19 protein-coding genes are annotated in these 21,513 nt (G+C 65.6%); 10 read left to right on the top strand and 9 right to left on the bottom strand.

Features of this window, described 5'->3' with window-relative positions:
* Positions 1-94: 94 nt before the first annotated feature.
* From cyoA to KVP70_RS14060, 7 genes are read left to right on the top strand one after another with little or no spacing between them, the layout of a single operon-like run.
* Positions 95-1,093 (top strand): ubiquinol oxidase subunit II, encoded by a 999-nt coding sequence (gene cyoA / locus KVP70_RS14090; RefSeq protein WP_217942846.1) that lies wholly within the window; start codon positions 95-97, stop codon positions 1,091-1,093.
* A 2-nt stretch (positions 1,094-1,095) separates the two neighbouring features.
* Entirely contained in the window at positions 1,096-3,096 is a 2,001-nt protein-coding gene (cyoB, locus tag KVP70_RS14085; RefSeq protein WP_217942845.1) for a cytochrome o ubiquinol oxidase subunit I, read from the top strand.
* Entirely contained in the window at positions 3,089-3,718 is a 630-nt protein-coding gene (gene cyoC / locus KVP70_RS14080) for a cytochrome o ubiquinol oxidase subunit III (RefSeq protein WP_217942844.1), read from the top strand. The genes cyoB and cyoC overlap by 8 nt, the downstream gene beginning before the upstream one ends.
* A complete protein-coding gene (cyoD, locus tag KVP70_RS14075) occupies positions 3,715-4,125 on the top strand; it encodes a cytochrome o ubiquinol oxidase subunit IV (protein ID WP_217942843.1) in 411 nt (136 codons plus the stop codon). The genes cyoC and cyoD overlap by 4 nt, the downstream gene beginning before the upstream one ends.
* The gene (locus KVP70_RS14070) at positions 4,122-4,895 is read left to right on the top strand and encodes an SURF1 family protein (protein WP_217942842.1); all 774 of its coding nucleotides are present in this window, start codon (positions 4,122-4,124) and stop codon (positions 4,893-4,895) included. The genes cyoD and KVP70_RS14070 overlap by 4 nt, the downstream gene beginning before the upstream one ends.
* Positions 4,896-6,272, top strand: a complete 1,377-nt coding sequence (locus tag KVP70_RS14065) for an ATP-binding protein (protein ID WP_217942841.1) — start codon at positions 4,896-4,898, stop codon at positions 6,270-6,272.
* On the top strand, positions 6,262-6,804 hold the full coding sequence (locus KVP70_RS14060; protein ID WP_116989097.1) for a response regulator transcription factor: 543 nt from the start codon (positions 6,262-6,264) through the stop codon (positions 6,802-6,804). Before KVP70_RS14065 ends, KVP70_RS14060 begins: the two co-directional genes overlap by 11 nt.
* Positions 6,805-6,901: 97 nt before the next feature.
* On the opposite strand, the gene KVP70_RS14055 is transcribed toward KVP70_RS14060, so the two are convergent.
* Together KVP70_RS14055 and KVP70_RS14050 are read right to left on the bottom strand one after the other, a co-directional pair.
* Positions 6,902-8,119, bottom strand: a complete 1,218-nt coding sequence (locus KVP70_RS14055) for a M56 family metallopeptidase (RefSeq protein WP_217942840.1) — start codon at positions 8,117-8,119, stop codon at positions 6,902-6,904.
* Entirely contained in the window at positions 8,106-8,486 is a 381-nt protein-coding gene (locus KVP70_RS14050; protein ID WP_217942839.1) for a BlaI/MecI/CopY family transcriptional regulator, read from the bottom strand. The genes KVP70_RS14055 and KVP70_RS14050 overlap by 14 nt, the downstream gene beginning before the upstream one ends.
* Positions 8,487-8,635: 149 nt before the next feature.
* Between KVP70_RS14050 and KVP70_RS14045 the strand changes: the two genes are divergently transcribed.
* Positions 8,636-9,775 carry a putative peptide maturation dehydrogenase gene (locus KVP70_RS14045; RefSeq protein ID WP_217942838.1) on the top strand — a complete coding sequence of 380 codons (1,140 nt, stop codon included), beginning with the start codon at positions 8,636-8,638 and terminating at the stop codon, positions 9,773-9,775.
* 18 nt (positions 9,776-9,793) lie between these two features.
* Here KVP70_RS14045 and KVP70_RS14040 read toward each other — a convergent pair whose 3' ends face one another.
* A complete protein-coding gene (locus KVP70_RS14040) occupies positions 9,794-10,048 on the bottom strand; it encodes an NHLP-related RiPP peptide (protein WP_020703021.1) in 255 nt (84 codons plus the stop codon).
* A gap of 118 nt (positions 10,049-10,166) precedes the next feature.
* On the bottom strand, positions 10,167-15,203 hold the full coding sequence (locus KVP70_RS14035; protein WP_217942837.1) for a hybrid sensor histidine kinase/response regulator: 5,037 nt from the start codon (positions 15,201-15,203) through the stop codon (positions 10,167-10,169).
* A gap of 113 nt (positions 15,204-15,316) precedes the next feature.
* Between KVP70_RS14035 and KVP70_RS14030 the strand changes: the two genes are divergently transcribed.
* Positions 15,317-16,285 carry a 2-hydroxyacid dehydrogenase gene (locus KVP70_RS14030; protein ID WP_217942836.1) on the top strand — a complete coding sequence of 323 codons (969 nt, stop codon included), beginning with the start codon at positions 15,317-15,319 and terminating at the stop codon, positions 16,283-16,285.
* 10 nt (positions 16,286-16,295) lie between these two features.
* Here the strand turns inward: KVP70_RS14030 and KVP70_RS14025 are convergent, their stop codons facing one another.
* The 5 genes from KVP70_RS14025 to KVP70_RS14005 all read right to left on the bottom strand — a co-directional run bounded on the left by KVP70_RS14025 (position 16,296) and on the right by KVP70_RS14005 (position 19,643).
* On the bottom strand, positions 16,296-17,084 hold the full coding sequence (locus KVP70_RS14025) for a GGDEF domain-containing protein (RefSeq protein ID WP_217942835.1): 789 nt from the start codon (positions 17,082-17,084) through the stop codon (positions 16,296-16,298).
* Complete coding sequence (locus KVP70_RS14020; protein WP_217942834.1) at positions 17,084-17,470, bottom strand: DUF1987 domain-containing protein; 387 nt, start codon at positions 17,468-17,470, stop codon at positions 17,084-17,086. Before KVP70_RS14020 ends, KVP70_RS14025 begins: the two co-directional genes overlap by 1 nt.
* 18 nt (positions 17,471-17,488) lie before the next feature.
* A complete protein-coding gene (locus KVP70_RS14015) occupies positions 17,489-18,046 on the bottom strand; it encodes a SiaB family protein kinase (protein ID WP_217942833.1) in 558 nt (185 codons plus the stop codon).
* 11 nt (positions 18,047-18,057) lie between these two features.
* Positions 18,058-19,272, bottom strand: a complete 1,215-nt coding sequence (locus KVP70_RS14010) for a SpoIIE family protein phosphatase (protein WP_217942832.1) — start codon at positions 19,270-19,272, stop codon at positions 18,058-18,060.
* Between the two features lie 113 nt (positions 19,273-19,385).
* Positions 19,386-19,643 (bottom strand): hypothetical protein, encoded by a 258-nt coding sequence (locus KVP70_RS14005; protein ID WP_217942831.1) that lies wholly within the window; start codon positions 19,641-19,643, stop codon positions 19,386-19,388.
* Positions 19,644-19,830: 187 nt separating this feature from the next.
* On the opposite strand from KVP70_RS14005, the gene KVP70_RS14000 reads away from it, so the two are divergent.
* Positions 19,831-21,474 (top strand): methyl-accepting chemotaxis protein, encoded by a 1,644-nt coding sequence (locus KVP70_RS14000; RefSeq protein WP_229224806.1) that lies wholly within the window; start codon positions 19,831-19,833, stop codon positions 21,472-21,474.
* Positions 21,475-21,513: the final 39 nt, after the last annotated feature.

Below are 21,513 nucleotides of genomic sequence, written 5' to 3'. Positions count from 1 at the left end.
TGTCCCGGCTCCTAGGACAAAGTGTCCAATGGCTAGAACATTCCGTGATTGGTACAGTAACACATCATCCACATACTGTAACGTAGATTACCTCATGATTCCTCCTCTCGCGCGTCGTGGACTGTTCCTCGCACCGCTGTTGTGGCTAGCAGGCTGCAACACGGTCGTGTTGAACCCGTCCGGTGATATCGCAGCCCAGCAGGCACACCTTGTCGTTGTGTCAACCCTGCTGATGCTGTTGATTATCGTACCCGTCATGTTTTTGATTTGCCTGTTCGCCTGGCGTTACAGGAAGTCGAACACTTCCGCTGAATACAAACCGAACTGGGACCACTCGACCAAGCTCGAATTGCTGATCTGGGGCGCTCCGCTGCTGATCATCATCGTGCTGGGCCTGATCACCTGGATCTACACCCACTTGCTGGACCCCTACCGCCCACTGAGCCGCATCGACGAAAACCGTCCGGTGGCCGTCGGCGTCAAGCCGCTGGAAGTGCAGGTCGTGGCGATGGACTGGAAGTGGATGTTCATCTACCCGGAACAAGGCATCGCCACCGTCAACGAACTGGTGACCCCGATCGACGTGCCGGTACGCTTCCACATGACGGCGTCGTCCGTAATGAACGCGTTCTACATTCCCGCGCTGGCCGGCATGGTCTACACCATGCCCAGCATGGAGACCCAGCTGAACGCGGTGATGAACAAGGTCGGCGTGTACGACGGCTTCTCGTCGAACTACAGCGGCGCCGGTTTCTCGGACATGAAGTTCAAGTACCACGGCGTCAGCCAGGCCGACTTCGACGCATGGGTCGCCAAGACCCGCGCCGGCGGCGGCACGCTGACCCGCGCCGGCTACCTGGACCTGGACAAGCCGACCATCAAGCATCCGATCATGCACTTCGGCAGCGTCGACAAAGGCCTGTACGACCTGGTGCTGAACCGCTGCGTGGCCGAAGGCTCGACCTGCATGAACGCGCAGATGGAGCAGGACGCCATGCGCATGCAGGCCGCCGCCGCCGCGAAAGAACTGCCGAAAGATGTGTGCGAGCCAAAAGTCGCCACCGCCACGGCCCAACCACTCCGTAAAGAATGACCATGTCTGATCTCAACCTGACCAAACTGATCTTTGGGCGGCTGTCGCTGGAAGCAATTCCGTACCACGAGCCCATCCTGATCGCCACCTTCGCCATGGTGGCGCTAGGCGGCCTGGCCTTCCTGGCCGTGATGTTCAAATTCCGCCTGTGGGGCCCGTTGTGGCGCGACTGGATCACCTCCATCGACCACAAGAAAATCGGCATCATGTACATGGTGCTGGCGATTATCATGATGTTGCGCGGCTTCGCCGACGCGCTGATGATGCGCGCCCAACAAGCGATCGCCTTCGGCGACAACGCCGGCATGCTGCCGCCGCACCACTACGACCAGATCTTCACGGCCCACGGCACGATCATGATCTTCTTCGTGGCGATGCCGCTGGTTACCGGCCTGATGAACTACGTGGTGCCGCTGCAGATCGGCGCGCGCGACGTATCGTTCCCGTTCCTGAACAACTTCTCGTTCTGGATGACCACCTTCGGCGCCATGCTGACCATGGTCTCGCTGTTCGTCGGCGAATTCGGCCGCACCGGCTGGCTGGCCTTCCCGCCGCTGTCGGGCATCGCCGCGTCGCCTGACGTCGGGGTCGACTACTACATCTGGTCGCTGCAGGTGGCCGGGGTAGGGACCACGCTATCGGGTGTCAACCTGATCGCCACCATCGTCAAGATGCGCGCGCCAGGCATGAACATGATGAAAATGCCGGTCTTCACCTGGACCGCGCTGTGCACCAACGCCCTGATCGTCGCCACCTTCCCGATCCTGACCATCACCCTGGCGATGCTGTCGCTGGACCGCATGGTCGGCACCAACTTCTTCACCAACGACCTCGGCGGCAACCCGATGTTGTACGTCAACCTGATCTGGATCTGGGGCCACCCTGAGGTCTACATCCTGGTGCTGCCGGTGTTCGGCGTGTTCTCGGAAATCGTCTCGACCTTCAGCGCCAAGAAGCTGTTCGGCTACACCTCGATGGTGTACGCCACCGTCGTGATCACCATCCTGTCCTACCTGGTATGGCTGCACCACTTCTTCACGATGGGCTCGGGCGCGTCGGTGAACTCCTTCTTCGGCATCACGACGATGATCATCTCGATCCCGACCGGCGCCAAGATCTTCAACTGGCTGTTCACCATGTACAAGGGCCGCGTGCGCTTCGACGTGCCCATGCTGTGGACCGTCGGCTTCATGCTGACCTTCACCATCGGCGGCATGACCGGCGTGATGCTGGCCGTTCCACCTGCCGACTTCGTGCTGCACAACTCGCTGTTCCTGATCGCCCACTTCCACAACGTCATCATCGGCGGCGTGGTGTTCGGCTGCTTCGCCGGCCTGAACTACTGGTTCCCGAAAGCGTTCGGCTTCAAGCTCGACGAGTTCTGGGGCAAGGTATCGTTCTGGTGCTGGCTGGTGGGCTTCTGGGTTGCCTTCACGCCGCTGTACGTGATGGGCTTCATGGGCGTGACCCGCCGCATGAACCACTTCGAAGATCCGTCGCTGCAAAAATGGTTCGTGATCGCCGCCATCGGCGCGCTGATCATCGCCGCCGGTATCGGCGCGATGCTGGTGCAGTTCTATGTCAGCTGGAAAAACCGCGACGCCCTGCGCGACGTGACCGGCGACCCATGGGGCGGCCGCACGCTGGAGTGGGCGACCTCGTCGCCACCGCCGGACTACAACTTCGCCTTCACGCCAATGGTGCATGAGAGCGACAGCTGGGCCGACATGAAGGCCAACAACTACCAGCGTCCGACCAAAGGTTTTGTCGCGATCCACATGCCGAAGAACACCGCTGCCGGCTTCATCATCTCGGCGCTGTCGTTCGCGCTGGGCTTCAGCATGATCTGGCAGATGTGGATCCCGGCCGGCCTGTCGTTCATCGCCATGATGGTCGCGATCATCACGCACACCTTTAACTACAAGCGCGACTACTACATCCCTGCGGAAGAAGTCATCCGCACCGAAGAAGCGCATACTCGTTTGCTGGAAGCCCATGTCTGAATCTATCGCTAACGGCGCCGTGAGCGCCGACCCAAGCGCACGCTACTACGTGCGTGAACACCACCCGGAGAACGGCACGCTGCTGGGCTTCTGGCTCTACCTGATGAGCGACTGCCTGCTGTTCGCCGGCCTGTTCGCGGCCTACGCCGTACTGGGCCGCAACTACGCGGGCGGCCCGACCGGCGCCGAGCTGTTCGACCTGCCGACCGTGGCGCTCAACACCGGCTTCCTGCTGATGTCGTCGATCACCTACGGCTTCGCGATGATCGCGTCGCAGCGCAAGAACCTGAAGGCCACCATCGTCTGGCTGGCCATCACCGGCCTGTTCGGCCTGGCCTTCCTGTACCTGGAACTGGATGAATTCGTTCACCTGATCCACGAAGGCGCCGGTCCGCAGCGCAGCGCGTTCCTGACCTCGTTCTTCGCGCTGGTCGGCACGCACGGCCTGCACGTGACGTTCGGTTCGATCTGGCTGGTCACCTTGATCTGCCAGCTGGCCAAGCACGGCCTGACGCCGGAAAACAACCGTCGCCTGATGTGCCTGTCGATGTTCTGGCACTTCCTGGACGTGATCTGGATCGGCGTCTTTACCTTTGTCTACCTGATGGGAGTCCTGCCATGAGCGCACACAACCACGACCACCACGGTCACGACAGCCACGGCCACGGCCATGGTCACGACGACGGCGCGCCGCACGGCAGCCTGAAGGATTACGCGATCGGTTTCATCCTGTCGGTGATCCTGACCGCGATTCCGTTCTGGCTGGTGATGCACAAGGCCTTCGACAAATCCAGCACCACCGCCGCGGTGATCCTGGGCTTCGCCGCCGTGCAAGTGATCGTCCACATGGTGTACTTCCTGCACATGAACGGCAAGATTGAAGGCGGCTGGTCGCTGCTGGCGACCTTGTTCACGCTGGTGTTGCTGGTCATCGTACTGGCCGGTTCGATCTGGGTCATGTACCACATGAACGTCAACATGATGCCGTCCATGGGTACGGACGTGCACAATATGCGCGACATGCAATGATGGAAGGGGCATCGCGCCCACGTTCCCGCGCCCTGCGCATCAGCCTGGCCATTGCGGCCGGGTTGATGTTTGCAGGGTTTTTTGCTTTGGGGACGTGGCAAATATTCCGCCTGCAATGGAAGCTGGCGCTGATTGATCGCGTCGAGCAACGCGTGCACGCGGCGCCGGTGGACGCGCCCGGCGCCGCAAAATGGCCGCAGCTGAATGCCGAGTCGGACGACTATCGCCGCGTACGGCTCAGCGGCCACTACCTGAAGGGCTCGGACACGCAGGTGCTGGCCTCGCTGGACCGTGGCATCGGTTACTGGGTGCTGTCGCCGCTGTGCACGGCCGATGGCGCCATCGTCCTGGTCAATCGCGGCTTTATCCGCGCCGGTTCCGGCGGCTGGGCGCCGCAGGCCGCACCACCGGCGGCCAGGGCAGACGCCTGCGCCGCCGGCGGCGAAGCCGTCACGCTGACCGGCATGCTGCGTCTGGGCGAAGTCGCCGGCCGTCTGCGCCAGAATGAACCGGCCCGCAACTACTGGTACACCCGTGATGTGCAAGCCATTGCGCGCGCACGCGGGCTCCCGGCGGTGGCGCCGTATTTCGTCGATGCCGACGCCGGCCCTGCGGTAGTAGAGGGCGAGCCGCTCGGCGGCCTGACCGTGGTTTCCTTCCCCAACAACCATTTGGTTTATGCTGTCACATGGTACGCGCTGGCGCTGATGATGGTTGGCGGCGCCGTATGGGTCGTCCGCGATGGGCGCAAATCACAGACTAAAGCATAAATGGCAAGGAAAAACGACAATCCATACGACCGTGGGCGGCCCAACGCCCCGGTGTTCGAGCCGCTGGCGGCGGTGAACGCTTCGGCCAACACCATCACCCACGCGGCCGGCCACAAGAACATGCAGCAGCTGATCCAGCTGCGCTGGATTGCCGTGGTGGGGCAGATCACCACCATCTTCGCCACCACCATGGTGTTCGACGTGCGCCTGCCGCTGCCGGCCATGTTGAACGTGCTGGCCTGCCTGATCGCCTTCAACATCGCCAGCACGCTGCGCTGGCAGGAAAACCAGGTGGTCTCCAACAGCGAGCTGCTGCTGGCGCTGACGGTGGACATCGCCAGCCTGACGGCGCAGCTCTACCTGAGCGGCGGCGCCACCAATCCCTTCGTGTTCCTGTACCTGCTGCACGTGATCCTGGGCGCGGTGCTGCTTGAGGCATGGTCGACCTGGACCATCGTCGGTGTGACCGGCACCTGCATCGCCGGGTTGGCCTTGTTCTCCGAACCGTTGTCGCTGCCGCTGGATCACGGGCGCGGCATCTTCAGCCTGTACGTGCAAGGCATGCTGATCTGCTTCGTGCTGGACGCGGCGCTGCTGGTCATCTTCATCACGCGCATCATGCGCAACGTGCGGGTGACGGCCTCCAAGCTGGCGGACTTGCGCCAGCGCGCGGCCGAGGAGGACCATATCATCCGCATGGGCCTGTTGGCGTCCGGTGCGGCGCACGAACTGGGCACGCCGCTGGCGACGCTGGCGGTGATCCTGGGCGACTGGAAGCACATGCCCGAGTTCAAGGCCAACGCCGTGCTGCTGGAGGAGATAGTCGAGATGCAGACCCAGCTCAAGCGCTGCAAATCGATCGTCAGCGGCATTTTGCTATCGGCCGGCGAGACGCGCGGCGAATCGTCGGCGGCCACCACCATCAACACCTTCCTGGCGGAACTGGTGGCGGAATGGCGGGTGGGGCGGCCGGTGGTGGCGTTTGAATTTGACAACCGCATCGCGCCGGATCATCCGGTGGTGTCCGACTCGACCTTGAAACAGATGATCTGCAATGTGCTCGACAATGCGCTCGAAGCGTCGCCGCAATGGCTGCGCATGGAGGCGAGCCTGGAAGAAGGCCAATTGGTGTTGCAGGTAATGGACGCGGGGCCTGGCTTCGCGCCGGAGATCCTGGCGCAATTGGGCAAGCCCTACAACTCCAGCAAGGGCCGGCCGGGCGGCGGCCTGGGCCTGTTCCTGGTGGTGAACGTTGCACGCACCTTGGGTGGCGCGGTGACGGCGTCGAACTGGCCGCAGGGCGGGGCGCTGGTGCGCCTGACGCTGCCGCTATCGGAAATCGAAATCAAACCGGAATCGAATCACTATGACTACTGAAGAAGAACGCGTGTTGTTGCTGGTCGAGGACGACGCTGCCTTCGCCCGTACCTTGAGTCGCTCCTTCGAGCGGCGCGGCTACAAAGTGCTGCTGGCCGAAAACGTGGACGAAGCCAGCGCGCTGCTGGTCGACCACTCGCCGGGTTACGCGGTGGTGGATCTGAAGTTGAAGGGCAATTCGTCCGGCCTGGCCTGCGTGCAAATGCTGCACCAGCACGATGCCGAGATGTTGATCGTGGTGCTGACCGGTTTCGCCAGCATCAACACGGCGGTGGAAGCGATCAAGCTGGGCGCCTGCCAGTACCTGGCCAAGCCGTCCAACACCGACGACATCGAAGCGGCCTTCGAACACGTGGCCGGCGCGGCGGAGCTGGAACTGACCAACCGCGCCACCTCGGTCAAGACGCTGGAGTGGGAGCACATCCACACCGTGCTGGCCGAGACCGACTTCAACATCTCTGAAGCGGCGCGGCGCCTGGGCATGCACCGCCGCACCCTGGCGCGCAAGCTGGAGAAGCAGCGCGTCAAATAACACCGGGGGTCAAGTCTGACATTCGGACACAAGCTGAACCGTAGCTGGTAATACGGTTGAGTTCGTGTCCGAATGTCAGACTTGACCCCCGTGCGGTTTATTGCGGGAGTTGCGTGACCGTCAGCTGCATTTCCAGACGCGACTTGTCGTCCAGCTCTATCTTGACCTTGCCTGGCTCGCCTAGCGCCACCAGCAAACCTGGTTTGCCTACCTCTTTGCCGCCATGCTTCACGCTGCTGCTGATGAATACCTTGCCGTTGTCGGTGGGCTTAAGCGTGAGCCTGGTCTCCCATTGCTGCGCGCCGTCGCCGCTGCGCAGCGTTGCCGTTTCGCCGGCGTGCGTGTGCAGGTGCGGCGTGGAGCTGGCGCCGCCAACTTCCAATTTGACTGCGACATCGTAAAGCGGACCTGCGGGCGTCTGCTGTGCGGCCCAGGCGGCCCAGCTGCCGGCGGCCATGGCGGAGGCGATCAGAAGGCGGCCGGTCAAACGCAAGGCATACGGTGTGGTGCGGTTCAGGTTCATGATTCTCTCTTTCAGAGGGTGGGTGGATTGCCATTGACATGCAAGCGGCGCGTCGCCGGCGGACAGCTGGGTTTTCAGCATTGCGTTGGCGTAGCTGCGACGCCTGTCGGGATGGCGACGTATCACTTCAGCGTCGCACGCCAGCTCCTGGTCGACGCGCATCAGCCGTTCGGCGATGTGGGCCAGGGGATTGAACCAGTTCAGGCAGCGCAGCACGGCGGCGGCGGCGTTGGCCAGCGGATCGCGACGGCTGGCGTGGGCACGTTCGTGGGCCAGTATCAATTCGCGCTCCTGCAAGCTGTAGCGGCGCTCAAAATCGACCGGCACCACGACCATGGGCCGCCACAGACCGACCAGCGCGGGGCCGGCATGCGCGGCGTCGGCATAGGCGATGTCGCCGTGTCGGTCCAACTGGCCCAAGCCGCGCAAGTAGGCCCGTTGCTGGCCCGTCTGGCGCGCCGCCGTGTACAGGGCGCCGGCCAGCCAGACCAGCAACACGACGCCGCCCAGCTCCGTCGGCGTGGACGTCGGCGTCAGTCCGGACAGGGCGCCCGCCAATGGTCGGGCAGAAGGCGCCGCATGCAGCGCGAGCGGACTGCCGGCCGGCGCGGCGGGCAGCATCGCGGCCAGTGCGCACAAGGGCAAGGCCAGCCACGCCGCATAGGCGACACCGGGACCAAAGCTGCGCCGCAACGGCAAGCGCAGCGCGATCACCGCGATGGCGGCCACGCTGAAGGCGGCGCTGGCGCGCAGCAGCACAGGCAGCAGGGCGGCGAAGTCACTTGCCATCATCGAGCTCTCCGATCAGGCGCTTGAGCTCCTCCAGATCCGCCTTGCTCAATTTGCGGTGGCGGCTGAAGTGCGCCACCAGCGGCGCTACGCGGCCGTCGAACAGGCGATCCAGGAAGCCCTTGCTTTCGCTGTGCAGCCACTGCTCGCGGGTGATCGCCGCCGAGTACAGATAGCGCCGCCCATCCTTCAAGACCTTGACCGCGTTCTTGCGCAACAGCCGGTTCAGCAAGGTCTTGATGGTGGATTCCTGCCACGCGCGTTCGTCGCCGATCGCGATGGCGACTTCCTCGGCGCTGCGCGGGCTGTGCGACCACAAGGCCTCCATGACGACCGATTCGGCTTCGCTGATGTGTGGGATGGGTTTCATCGCCTCTTTCATTTACAGGTGTAATCGCTGGTTATGATTACAGTTGTAATCGCAATTGTCAAGCCGTGCCCGCTGTACTGCGCGGGCCACACTGGGGTAGGATGGTGCGATGGTTAAACCGCAAGACTAACTTTCAAAGTGAGTCCCACATGCTGATCAGACGCTGCGCCGTATTGTTCCTGGAACCCCGCGAGGATTTGGATATCGATTGGACGGCGCTGTTCGCCGGCGACGGCGCGCTCGGCGCGACGATACGCTGGATGGCGCTGGCGCCGCACCTGGGTGAGGAAGTGGAAGTCACCCTGGAAGAGATGGCGGCGCTGGGCGGCATCGGCCTGACGCTGTGGCAGGAGCGCGACACCAGCGAAGGCAAATACGGCGCCGCCGTCATCGCCCGCCTGCTGGAATGCGGCCTGCTGATCGGCGACGATCCCCGCTTCCGCGAACGCGACGAAGTGCTGCGCTCGCAAAACTGGCGGCCGCTGTCTGCGGTCGCCCACACGTTCAGCCGCTGGGGCGACATGCGGGTCGACAAGGGCATGCAGTTCCCCAGCTTTGAAGAGCTGGTGGTCTCGTACGGCACGCCGCCCGGACCTGTCATCGAGCGCTGCGCCGAGGGCGAGGCCATCGCGCTGCCCCATCCCGACCGTGCGCGCCTCGACGACACGCTGTTCCAGCGCTACACCGGCCGCAATTTCGATCCCGCCGCCGTGCTGCCCGTCGCCACCGTCGCGCGCCTGTTGCAGCGCGCCTTTGGCTCGCAGGGCGAACGCGAAATGGCGCCCGGCGCCTTCGTCCTGAAAAAGCTCAGCCCATCAGCCGGCGGCCTGCACCCGGTCGAAGCCTACGTGCTGGCGCAGCGCATTGAAGGCGTCGCGCCCGGCCTGTACCACTATCATCCGGTGCGTCACGCGCTGGAGCCGCTGGCGGCGATGGATACCACGCAGACGGCGGAACTGGCGATGCGCATGGTGGCCGATCAGGATTGGTTTGTCGATGCGCCGATGATGGTGGTGCTGGCGGCGCGGGTGGAGCGCAATTTCTGGAAGTACCGCAATCACGCCAAGGCGTACCGCGCGCTGCTGCTGGACGCGGGCCATCTGTCGCAGACCTTCTATCTGCTGGCGACGGAAGCGGGGATGCCGGCCTTTGTGACAGCGGCGGTGAACGAGATCGACATCGAGCGGGTGTTTGGGCTCGATCCCTTGAAGGATATGGTGATCGCTGTCTGCGGTTGCGGACTGGCGTCCGGCGCGCAGGATACGGTGGAAATGCGCTACGAACCGTGAGCGATCGCGCGGCTTGGCTTAGCGTTGGCCCGACAGGAAGAACGGAATCGCGCCGGCGGCGTTTTCCAGTTTGCCCTTGATGGCGTGGCGGCTGGCGATGAAGACTTCCTTGGCCGGCAGGCTGCGCAAGGCGGGGATCTTGTCGGCGTCGAGCTTGATGCCCAGCGTGCCCAGTGCCAGTTGCGGGTCGTTCAGGAAGCTGGCGCGGAACGTGTCGTCGCCGGACAATTTGGACAGCAGCAGATCGAGATCTTGCGGGGAATGCGTGGCCATGTCATTACCTTTCGTGTGGGTTTGAAGAAATCTCGCGTGTCGAAACGCAAGTTCATCCTAGGCCAAAGCAAGCATTACCTCAAGCAACTTTCGCAAGCGCCGTGCAACTCGCAACTTGCTAGGTAGTCTGGGCCAGGTCGGCCATTCTTGCCTCTTGCTCAAGCATGTCTTGATGCGCACTGTCCATCACGACCGTGTACGACTGAGCGAAAGCGTGCAGCAAATCGGTCAGCGCAGAGGGATCATCGCGTAGCCGGTCCTCCAGCGCGGTGGCGGTTTCAAACAACTCTGTTGCCGAGATATTACCGGCCGCCCCGCGTATCTTGTGCACCTGGTCGGCCGCCTTCAAGAATTCGCCGTGGTGGATTGCATCTTGAATCTGTTGCAAACTCGCACCAAAGTCCTTGGCGAACAGGCCGAGTAGCCGCGACAGCAGGTTGCCGTGGCCGCCCAGCCGCGCCATCGCCGCGTCCAGGTCGATGCCGCGCCGCGCGCCGGCGGAGGGTGTGTAGTCCGGATGGGCGGCCGGCGCCGGTCCTGCGCTGTCCAGCGGCGGCCGGCCCGGGTCAGGCTCGACCCAGGTCGCCAGCACGGCGTACAAGGTGTCGGGGTCGATCGGCTTGGTGACGTAATCGTTCATGTCCATCGCCAGGCAGCGTTCGCGGTAGCCCGCCACCGCGTGCGCCGTCATGGCGATGATCGGCAGCTTGCCGTGGACCTCGTCGGCGCGGATCAGGGCGGTGGCCTGGTAGCCGTCCATGTCCGGCATCTGGATGTCCATCAGCACCGCGTCGTAGTCGCCGGCGGCGGTCATGCGCGCCGCTTCCTCGCCGCTGCCGGCCAGCTCCACCCTGACGCCGGCGCGCTGCAGGATCTCGCTGGCCACCTGCTGGTTGATGCTGTTGTCGTCCACCACCAGCACATGCGCCCCACGGATGCGCTGCACCGCCACCGACGGCGGCGCCGCCAGCTTGACGGCCGGCTGGCCGCTCTCCAGGCCCAGCGCCGCCAGCACCACGCTGCGCAGCAGATAGGGATTGGCCGGCTTGTCGAGGAAGGGCATCAGGCGGCTTTGCTCGGCGGTCTGGCGGTGATGCTCGCGCGCGTAGGCGGTCACCATCAGCACCGCCGGCACCGCCGCCAGCTGCGCATCCTCGGCCATCAGGCGCAGCGTCTCGATGCCGTCCAGGTCCGGCATGTCGGCGTCCATCATCAGGATGTCGTAGTGCTCCAGCTGCAGCGCCGCCACCGCCGCCGTGCCCGAGGCCACCGCGCGCGGCTTCAGGCCCAGGCTCGCCAGCTGCACCTTCATCATGTGGCGCACCGCCTCGCTGTCGTCCACCACCAGCACCCGCTTGCCCTGCACCGACGGCGGCAGCGGCGCCTGGCGCGGCGTCTGGTCGGCGGCCGGTTGCAGCGCCACGGTGAAACTGAAGCTGCTGCCCACGCCGGGTTCGCTGTCGACCTGGATCACGCCGCCCATCTTGCGCACCAGCTGCTGCGAGATCGCCAGTCCCAGGCCGGTGCCGCCGTACAGCCGGGTGGTGCTGGCGTCGGCCTGGGCGAAGGCCTGGAACAGGCGCGCCTGCTGCTCCTGGCTGATACCGAGGCCGCTGTCTTCGACCACGAAGCGCAGCGCGATGTAGTTGTCCGCCGCGCCGCCTGCCGGCAGTGCCGCCGCGTGATCGCGTTCGACGCGCAGCTCGATATGGCCGCGCGCGGTGAACTTGAGCGCATTGCCGACCAGGTTGACCAGGATCTGGCTCAGGCGCAGCGGGTCGCCCAGCAGGTTGGACGGCACGTCCGGCGCCGCCCAGATCACCAGTTCCAGCCCGCGTTCGGCGGCGCGCCACGCAAACAGGTCGGCCAACTGGCTCAGGGTGTCGGGCAGGTCGAAGGGCAGGGCCTCCAGTTCCAGCTTGCCCGATTCGATCTTGGAGAAGTCCAGCACGTCGTTGATGATCTCCAGCAGGCTCTGGCCGGCGCGGCCGATCTTGCGGAAGTAGTCGAGCGGCTGCGGCGGCAGGTCGAGGTGCGTGCCCAGGCCGGCGAAGCCGAGGATGGCGTTCATCGGGGTGCGGATCTCGTGGCTGATGTTGGCCAGGAAGTCGCTCTTGGCGCGGGTGGCCGCTTCGGCGTTGGCGCGTGCCTGTTCCAGCAGCCGCAGCGCGCGCGCCTTCTGGTAAGCCGAGACGAACGGCTCCTTCAGGGCCTTGAGCAGATCGAGGTCGCTCGCGGCGAACACCGCCTGGTACTGGTAGTTCTCGAACACCAGGTAGCCTTCCACCTGGCCGTCGATCACCACCCGCACCGCCAGCAGCGCGCAGACGTCGCCGGGCAGCGAGTGCTGGTGGTGGACTTCGAAGATGTCGGGCGCGATCATGCTGTTGGCCGGCGCGTAGCGCAGTTCGGCCTGGCGCAGGTCGATATTGTAGGCGTCGGCGGCGGCGTCGATGCGGCCCCAGGCCGCGCGCAGCGACAGCGTCTCGGTGCCGGCTTCGCGCACCAGCGCCAGGGCCGAGTCGATGCCCTGGATGACGGTCGATTCGTGCAGGATGGTGTGCAGCAGGGCGTCGAAATCGAGCTGCTCATTGATCGACTTGACGATGGCGTTGAGTTTTTCCAGGTGCTGGGTGCGCGAGTAGACCAGCGCCTGCAGCTGCGCGCCCTTGATGTGCAGCTGGCGCACGCGCCAGCGCACCAGCGCCCAGGCCAGCGCGCACGCGGCCAGCAAGTATCCCAGCCACGCCCACCAGGTCTGGTGCCAGGCCGGCAGCACCACCACATGCAGCTGCAGCTCATTGCTGGTCCACTGGCCGTCGCGGTTGCTGCCGCGCATGCGCAGGAGGTAGGCGCCTGGCGGCAGGCGGTTGTAGCTGGCGATGCGGCGGCTGGCGTCGACCTCCACCCAGCGTTGGTCGAAGCCTTCGAGCAGATAGGCGTAGCGATTGCGTTGCGGCGCCGAGTAGTCCAGCGCCGCCAGCTCCACTTCGAAGTTCCGGTTGTCCGGCTTGAGCGTCAGCGTTGGACCCTGCTCGCCGGCCAGCCGGTCCGGCGTCCACACATGCTGGTCCACACGCACCGCGCTGATGACCAGCGGCGGACGGTAGCCCCAGTCGTTCAGCCGTCCCGGATAGACCACCGCGAAGCCGGCCGTGGCGCCGAACACCAGGTCGCGTTCCGGCGTGACCGCGCTGGCGCCGATGAAGAAGGTGCGGAAGGCCAGGCCATCGGCCCGGGTCAGCGCCCGCGCCTTGAGGGTGGCGGCGTCGATCACGGCGATGCTGTCGGCGGTGGCGGCCCAGACCCGGCCCACGGTGTCGGACTGCAAGGACATGATGGTGCCGCTGGCCAGGCCCTCCGTGGTGCCGACCCGCGCGAATTGCGGCGCGCCCTGCGCATCGCGCCCGGTCATGACGCAGATGCCGCCGCCGTAGGTGCCCACCCACATGCGGCCGCGCGTGTCCAGCACCAGCGTGCTGATAACGGCTTCCGACAAGGCGTTCGGCTTGCCGGGATCGGCGCGGATCTGTTCCACCTTGCCGCTTTCCGGGTCCAGCCGGTTCAGGCCATTGCGGGTGCCGATCCACAGCGCGCCGTCGGCGTCGGCCAGCACCGCGTGGATGCGGTTGTCGGTCAGCCCACCGGCATCGGCCGCGCCCTGCACGTAGCGCCGTACGGTGCCGGCGGTTGGATCGTAGCGCAGCAGCCCTTCGAAGGTGCCCAGCCAGAGTTCTCCCTTCTGGCGCAAGATGGTGCCGATGCGCGGATAGGGACTGTCCTGGGGCAGCGGCACGCGGCGCACGCTGTGGGCCTGGCCGTGCGTGCGGTAGAGGCCCAACTGGGTGCCGATCCAGGCGTCGCCGGGATCGGCTTCGGTCATCGACAACACCATGCGGTTGGGCAGCGCGGTGTCGGGATGGGCGGGGTCGGGGCGCAGCGCGGCGCGGCGCGCGCCGTCCGGCCGCACGATGTCGATGCCCTGGTCGGCCAGGGCGATCCAGACCTGGCGCTGGCTGTCGGTCATCAGGGAACTGACGGCCGCTTCCGGCGCGCCCTCGGCGCCGAATACCGAATCGACGCTCTCATTGTGCGGATCGAACATGTCGACTCCGCGTTCGGTGCACACCCAGATCATGCCGCTGCGGTCGCGCAGCAGGGCGGCGGTGCGGTCGTTGCTGAGACTGAGCGCCACCGCCGGCTGGTGCAGGATGCGGTGGCCCTTGCCGTTGCGGTACTCCACCAGGCCGCCGCCGTAGGTGCTGGCCCACCAGGTGCCGGGCGTGGTCTCGATCACGGCCAGCACCATATTGCCCTGCATTTCCTTCACTCCGGGGATGGCGAGGATGCGCCCCTGGTCCGCCCCAGCGTCGACCAGGCCGACACCGCTCTTGAGCGTGCCGAAGGCGATCTGTCCGAGGCTGTTCTCGCCGAGCGACAGCACGGTGTCGCTCCAGCCGGCGCGGTCCTCGCCGTTGACGGCCACCCGGGTGATGGCGCCGCCCTCCTTGAGCCGGGACAGGCCGGTGCCGGTGCCGATCCACAGCGTGCCGGCGCGGTCCATCAGCAGCGAGCGGACCTGGTTGTCCGCCAGGCCGGGATGCTCCTCGCGGGTGTAGCGGCGCAGCGTGCGTTCGACGGTGTCGTAGTACTTCAGGCCAGCCGAGGTGCCGATCCACAGGTTGCCCCTGGCGTCGCTGGCGATGGCGTTGATCTGCCCTTTGCTCAGTTCTTCGACGGGGCGGCTGAATTGTTCGCGGCGCGGGTCGAACATGGCGAGACCGGCGGCGGCGGTGCCCACCCACAGGCGGCCGCGCATGTCGACATGCAGCGCCTGGATAAAGTCCCCCGGCAGCGACATCACGGCGCCGCTGTCGTGGCGGAAGCTGCGCATATGATAGCCGTCCCAGCGCGCCAGGCCGGCCTGGGTGCCGACCCAGATATAGCCGTCGCCGTCCTGCGCCAGCGCCATGCCGACCGGATGGGGCAAGCCTTGTTCCAGGCCGAGGTGGTCGAACAGGGGCGTGGCCAGCTGGTCCCAGCGCTCCGGGCTGGCGACGGCGGCGCCGCACAGCATCATGCAAGCGGCCAACGCCGCGCACAGCCAGCGGCGGGCGGCCAGACAGGCGAGCGGGGTGGGGGCGTGGACGTTCAAATCGGGGCGCGCTCCTGGAAGGTAGCTTCCAGCATACGGAAATGCCGCCGGAATGTCTACGCAAAGCCACGTGAATCCTGCGCCGCCGCACGCACAATCGGTACAATCGCCACATGGACCATGAAACCAATATCAAACCTGAAATACTGGTGCTGGCGGCCAGCCCGTCGGCGGCCGTGATGGCGCAGCTGGAGCATGCGTTCCACTGCCATCACCTGTGGCGCCAGCCGTGCGAGGCCCAGCCGGAATGGCTGGCCGGTGTGGCGGGGCGCATACGCGGCGTGCTGACGACGGGCGCGATCGGCATCGGGCCGGCGCTGCTGGAGCAGTTGCCGCGGCTGGAGATCGTCGCCGTCAACGGCATCGGGGTCGACGCGGTGGCGCTGGACGCGACCCGCGCGCGTGGCATTTTTGTCACCAATACGCCGGGTGTGCTGACCGAGGACGTGGCGGATCTGGCATTGACGCTGCTGTTGTCGGCGGCGCGCCGCTTGCCGGCGCTGGAGCGCCATGTGCGCAGCGGCGCCTGGGAGCACGGCATGCCGCTGGCGCCGACGCGGGCGTTGCGGGGCAAGGTGTGCGGGGTGTTCGGCTTTGGCCGGATCGGCCAGGCGGTAGCGGCGCGGGCGGCGGCGTTCGAGATGCGCACGCGCTACTTCCAACCGCGCCCGGTGGACGGGGTGGCGGTCAAGCGCTGCGCCACGCTGCTGGAGCTGGCGCGGGCCAGCGACTATCTGGTGGTGTGCGCCCCAGGCGGCGCGGGGACGCGGCACGCGGTCGATGCGGCGGTGCTGGCGGCGCTGGGCCCGGAGGGCACGCTGGTCAACATCGCGCGCGGTTCGCTGGTGGACCAGGAGGCGCTGGTCGCGGCGCTGCGCGACGGCACGCTGGGCATGGCGGCGCTGGACGTGTTCGACAACGAGCCGCATGTGCCGGCCGCGCTGCGCGAACTGGAGAACGTGGTGCTGACGCCGCACGTGGGCAGCCTGACGGTGGAGACGCGCCACGCGATGGGCCAACTGGTGCTCGACAACCTGCTGGCCCACTTCGGCGGCCGGCCGCTGCTGACGCCCGTCGCCTGATCCTATCGTTTCAGGAATGGCAAGGCGCCGCCACATCATCGGCGGCCGGCGGCGTGGACGATGGTTGCGGCGGCGGCAGCTGCGTGTGCAGCTTGACGCAGTTGCGGCCGGCGCGCTTGGCCGCGTAAAGCGCTTCGTCGGCGTGGCTGTAGGCCGTCTCGAAGCTGGTGCCGGCGCAGTTCCAGCTCACGCCCACGCTGGCCGTGACCTGGCGGTCGATGGGCGCGGCGAACACCTGGTCGGCGATGGCGTCGCAGATGCTGGCGGCCACCCGCATCGCCACCTCGATGGCGCTGGTCGGCCACACCACCGAGAATTCCTCGCCGCCGACGCGGCCTATCGCCACCGACGGCCCGAGCAGCTCCTGAAGGCAGCGCACCACGGTCTGGATCACGGCGTCGCCGGCCGGGTGGCCGAAATCGTCGTTGACCCATTTGAAGTGGTCGATATCGAGCACGATCAAGGCCATGTCGCCGCGCTCCAGGCAGCCGGAGGCCTGCTCGATGACGGCGGCGCGATTGAGCGCGCCGGTCAGCGGATCGTGGGTGGCGCGGTATTCCAGCTGCTGCGCCAGTTCGTGCAGCTGGCGGTTCATCTGGTTCATGTCCAGCTCCGCGCGGTCGCTGCGGCGGATCAGGCGCCGGCTCTCGCGCATCAGCCGCTCGTAGTGGACGATCATATCGGCCAGCGCCGCGCGGGCGTCCGCGCGCGGATCGGCGTGGGCCGCCCTGGCGTTGGCCAGCGCCGCGCTTTCCAGCGCAAACAGGTCGGCTTCTTCTCTGCCAGGGATGGTCATCATCAGTTGCTCACTGGGTGGTCGTGGAAATCGAGCGCGCCGAAATCGTCCTGCAACTCCTGGCCGAATTCGAGGATGGTGTCGTCGTCCTCGTCGTGGTACCAGTTCAGGCGCACCTGGTTGCCGGCGATGGCGGCCTGGTTCAGCGCATCGAAGAAGGAGAACAGCATCTTGGTGCTGGAGCTGTTGAAGTAGGCCAGCGAAACGTTGACGGTGATGCTGGCGTCGACGCAGACGTCCAGGTAGGCCTGCACGCGCGCGATCAGCGGGCCGTAGAAGGCCGCCGCGTTTTCGGGATAGGACTCGCCCTTGATCGACAGGGTGTCCTGGTCGAAGCGGAAGTCGATTTCCGGCGAGGTGGGCGAGGCGCTGATGAAGAGGGGTTCCATATTTGTTCCAGTACTGATTTAAATGATCGCTTTGATGCAGAACACCGTGGTGTCAGGGTGCTGCGCTTCCTGTACGAACTCGAATTCCAGCGGCTCGCTGGCGTCGCGCGCCATGGTCAGGAAACCCAGGCCGGCGCCCTTGCTGTCGGCCGGCGTCTCGTCGCGCAGCGCCTTCTTGTAGGCGGACTTGATCTCTTCCATCGTCATCGTGTGCAGCGGCTCCAGGCGGTTGCGGATGCGCTCGACGTTGGCGTTGTCGACTGGATTGGCGCACAGCAGAAAGAAGCTGTCGTCCTTCATGCCGATGCAGAAGGAGCCGCGCCGCATCTGCTTGTCGCTTTGCTCGTGCGGCGTCAGCGTGTCCGACGAGTAGTGCATGATGTTCTGCGACATTTCGACGAAGGACGAGAAGATGCGGCGGCGCGTCGGCCCGGCCGCGCCGGCCGTGTCCAGGCGCGCCTTGATGGTCTCGGAAATGGCGGCCACCACGTGCTGCGAGAAATAGCCCACGTAGAAAAAGATGATGTGGCGCTTGCGGGCCACGTCCCAGAAATCGTTGAATTCTTCGTACAGCAAAATCGGCGCTCCTATGGGCGGAAACAGAAAAAGGTCAGGTCGTCGCGGCGCGGCTGCTCGCCTTGCCAGGCCTGGTAGTCGGACAGCATGGCGTCGCTGACGTCGCGCGCGCCGGCGCCGCGCTGGGCCAGCATGACGTCGCGCATGCGGCGCTTGCCGTAGGCGATTTCCTTGGGGCCGCCGATCTGGTCGATCAGGCCGTCCGTGGTCAGGAACAGCAGGCTGCGCTCGGGGATGGTGACGATCTTGTTGGTCCAGGCGTAGTCCAGCGGCGTGTCGACATAGCCCACGCCCATGCGTTCGCCGTCCACCGTCTGCACCGCCTGCTGGTCCGGGTCGAGCTGGAACAGCGGCAGCTTGGCGCCGGCGAAATGCAGCTGGCGGCTGGCGTTGTCGAACCACAGGAAGGCGGCGTCCATGCCGTCGTTGGAGGCCGGCGCGCCGTGCTGGCTGTGGCGCGCGTCGACCTGGCCCAGCATGCTCTTGACGCCGCGATTGACCTCGGCGATCAGCGCGGCCGGATCGCGCGGACCCAGTTGCTGCAGGGCCTGCGCCAGGGTCGACGACGAGATCAGGGTCATGAAGGCGCCTGGCACGCCGTGGCCGGTGCAGTCGGCGATGGCGGCGAACCAGCCGTCCGGGTAGCGCGCGAAGTGATAGAAGTCGCCGCCGACCACGTCGCGCGGCTGCCATTCCAGGTGGGCGTCGCGCAGCGTGTCGGCCAGCGCCAGGTCGGAAGGTCGCAGCAGAGAGCGCTGGATCACGCTGGCGTAGTCGATGCTGTGCATGATCTGGCGGTTTTTCTCGGCCTGCATATTGGCCACCACGTTCATCAGCTGCAGGCCGAAGCCGACGCCGGCCAGGGCGCCGTCGCGGGTGACGATGAAGCCGTCGGCCAGCGCCTTCTCGCCCGATTCGACGGCGCGGAAGGTCAAGGCCTCGATGCTCATGGCGGCGTCGACGATCAGCGGTTCCTTGTCCATGAAGGCGATGCAGCTCTTCTTGCCGTACAGCTCATGGTAGAAGGGCTTGGACATCTGCGACATGAAGATGTTGCGGCTGATGAGGCCGATAGGACGGTCGCTTTCCAGCACCGGCAAGCTCATCAGATCGCGGCGTTCGGTGAACAGTTCCAGCACGCCGAAATTGCTGGTGTCGGACAGCACCGAGACCGTCTCTACGCACAGGTCGGCGGCGACGGACAGGCGAAAACGGGGCAGGTGCAAACGAGAGGCATTGAACTCCACGGCCAGTAACCTTTGGTTGAGGACAGTGCCGTTAATGCTAATGGGAAATTGTTACGGGCCGATTACATCTTAACCAAAAGAAAAGAATGTTATCAGTCTGCGCATAGCGACAGCATGAAGTTCAGGTGCTGGCTGATGGCGCCCCGTTCGGCGGCGAGACGCGGGTCTTCGCTCTCGCTGGCGAACTCGTCGCGGATGGCGTGGCACTGCGCCAGCGTCGCGTCGAGCGAGCGCAGCACGCCGTGCAGGCCGGCCTCGCTGTACCAGATGCGCAACAACTTGCTCAGCGCGAGCAGGGCGTCTTGTTCGGATTGCAGCAGTTCGGCTTCGGCGGCGGGGAGTGTGCTCACGATTTTCAGGGGAGGCAGGTGGTCAAAGCAGTATATACGGATTCGGGGAAATATTGCTCTTGAAAAATATATATTGTTTCCGCATAAACATATGTGAATAAGTTTCCATGAGGTAATAGTACGGTCATATTCGGCGCGTATATTCACAGTCATCTTGTGCGAACCGCACTTATCTTATTGAAACGTCATGAAAATTCCCCAACTCAATACCGCTGCCCGTGTGATGGCCTCGTTCGCCGCCTTGTTGATCCTGATGGCCTGCATGTCCGGCGTGGCGCTGTGGCGCTTGCAGACCGCGAACGACACCACGTTCAACCTGGTCAACCAGAAATTGGCCAGGCAGCAGCTGACCTCCGCGCTGTTAGGCATGGCCGAGTTGAATGGCTTGCGCACCACCTCCATCGCCCGTAGCGACAGCCTGGAAGTGGGCGACATCTTCCAGGCCCAGCTGACCGCCGGCGAAAAGCAGGCGAAGGCGCTGGAGGCCCAACTCACGGCGATGCCGGCGCAGCCTGCGGAAGCGGAACTGCTGCGCGCCGTGGCGGGCAGGAAGGCCGCCTACCTGGCGCTGCGCGCCGAATTGTTCAAGCTAAAGGACAGCGGCCGCACGCAGGAGGTGGGTGATCTGCTGGACAACAAGATGGCCGCCGTGTTCCAGGCCTACACCGGCGCGCTGGGCAAGCTGCTGGCTTATCAGACGCTGCAGGCGAAGGCGTTGGCCGAAGCGTCCGCCAGCCAGTTCCAGGGCAGCCGTGCGATGCTGGCCGCCCTGGGCCTGACGTCGCTGGTGCTGGGCGCGGGACTGGCGCTGGCGCTGACCCGCAGCATCGTGCGGCCGCTGACGCAGGCGGTGGCGCTGGCCGAGCAGGTGGCCGCCGGCGAGCTGCACGTGGCCATCCAGCATGGCCGCAGCGACGAGATCGGCCAGCTGTTCGATGCGCTCAGCCACATGACCGCCCGCCTGGCCGATACCGTCGGCCGCGTGCGCGACGGCGCGGTGGCCATCGATGCCGCCTCGCGCGAGATCGCCAAGGGCAATATGGATTTGTCGCGCCGCACCGAGCACCAGGCCGGCGCGCTGCAGGAGACGGCGTCGGCGATGGTGGAGCTGACCTCGACGGTCAAACAGAACAGCGGCAACGCGCGCCAGGCCAACCGCCTGGCGGAATCGGCGTCGGCGGTGGCGGGCAGGGGCGGCAAGGTGGTGTCCGAGGTGGCGCGGACCATGGCCAGCATCAACGCCTACGCGCACAAGATCGTCGACATCACCAGCGTGATCGACAGCATCGCCTTCCAGACCAATATCCTGGCGCTGAACGCGGCGGTGGAAGCGGCGCGCGCCGGCGAGCAGGGCCGCGGTTTCGCCGTGGTGGCGTCCGAGGTGCGCAACCTGGCCCAGCGTTCGGCCAGCGCGGCCAAGGAGATCAAGCTGCTGATCAACGAGTCCGCCGAACGCATCGCCAGCGGCAGCGAACTGGCGCAGGCGGCCGGCGCCACGATGGAGGAAATCGTGCTGAGCGTGGAGAAGGTGACCGGCATCATGTCGGCCATCAGCGCCGCCAGCGCCGAGCAGGAGCACGGCATCGAGCAGGTCACCGCCGCCATCGGCGACATGGACGATGTCACGCAGCAGAACGCCGCGCTGGTGGAGGAAGCGGCGGCGGCCGCCGACGCGATGCAGGACCAGGCGCGCGAACTGGCGCAGCTGGTGGGCTCGTTCAAGATCGATGCCGACGGCTGGAGCAAGGGCAGCGTGCGGGCATTCCCGACTGTCGCGCCGCTTCCGGCCCTGCCGGCGCCGGAAGCGGCCCGGCTGCGCCGCGCCGCTTGATGGCATCGGGTGGCGGGGCTGTAGAATGAAGGCGTGCCA

This window comes from Duganella violaceipulchra, assembly GCF_019166075.1.
Lineage (GTDB): Bacteria > Pseudomonadota > Gammaproteobacteria > Burkholderiales > Burkholderiaceae_D > Rugamonas > Rugamonas violaceipulchra.
Note: the sequence above shows the minus strand (reverse complement) of the source record. Positions and strands in the feature narration are given on the sequence as shown.

Coding starts and splice junctions, on each gene's coding strand:
- KVP70_RS14030 (WP_217942836.1), top strand. CDS start 15,317: ATGGACCATGAAACCAATATCAAACCTGAAATACTGGTGCTGGCGGCC.
- KVP70_RS14060 (WP_116989097.1), top strand. CDS start 6,262: ATGACTACTGAAGAAGAACGCGTGTTGTTGCTGGTCGAGGACGACGCT.
- cyoD (WP_217942843.1), top strand. CDS start 3,715: ATGAGCGCACACAACCACGACCACCACGGTCACGACAGCCACGGCCAC.
- KVP70_RS14000 (WP_229224806.1), top strand. CDS start 19,831: ATGAAAATTCCCCAACTCAATACCGCTGCCCGTGTGATGGCCTCGTTC.
- KVP70_RS14025 (WP_217942835.1), bottom strand. CDS start 17,084: ATGATGACCATCCCTGGCAGAGAAGAAGCCGACCTGTTTGCGCTGGAA.
- cyoA (WP_217942846.1), top strand. CDS start 95: ATGATTCCTCCTCTCGCGCGTCGTGGACTGTTCCTCGCACCGCTGTTG.
- KVP70_RS14040 (WP_020703021.1), bottom strand. CDS start 10,048: ATGGCCACGCATTCCCCGCAAGATCTCGATCTGCTGCTGTCCAAATTG.
- KVP70_RS14020 (WP_217942834.1), bottom strand. CDS start 17,470: ATGGAACCCCTCTTCATCAGCGCCTCGCCCACCTCGCCGGAAATCGAC.
- KVP70_RS14065 (WP_217942841.1), top strand. CDS start 4,896: ATGGCAAGGAAAAACGACAATCCATACGACCGTGGGCGGCCCAACGCC.
- KVP70_RS14070 (WP_217942842.1), top strand. CDS start 4,122: ATGATGGAAGGGGCATCGCGCCCACGTTCCCGCGCCCTGCGCATCAGC.
- cyoB (WP_217942845.1), top strand. CDS start 1,096: ATGTCTGATCTCAACCTGACCAAACTGATCTTTGGGCGGCTGTCGCTG.
- KVP70_RS14055 (WP_217942840.1), bottom strand. CDS start 8,119: ATGATGGCAAGTGACTTCGCCGCCCTGCTGCCTGTGCTGCTGCGCGCC.
- KVP70_RS14050 (WP_217942839.1), bottom strand. CDS start 8,486: ATGAAACCCATCCCACACATCAGCGAAGCCGAATCGGTCGTCATGGAG.
- KVP70_RS14045 (WP_217942838.1), top strand. CDS start 8,636: ATGCTGATCAGACGCTGCGCCGTATTGTTCCTGGAACCCCGCGAGGAT.
- cyoC (WP_217942844.1), top strand. CDS start 3,089: ATGTCTGAATCTATCGCTAACGGCGCCGTGAGCGCCGACCCAAGCGCA.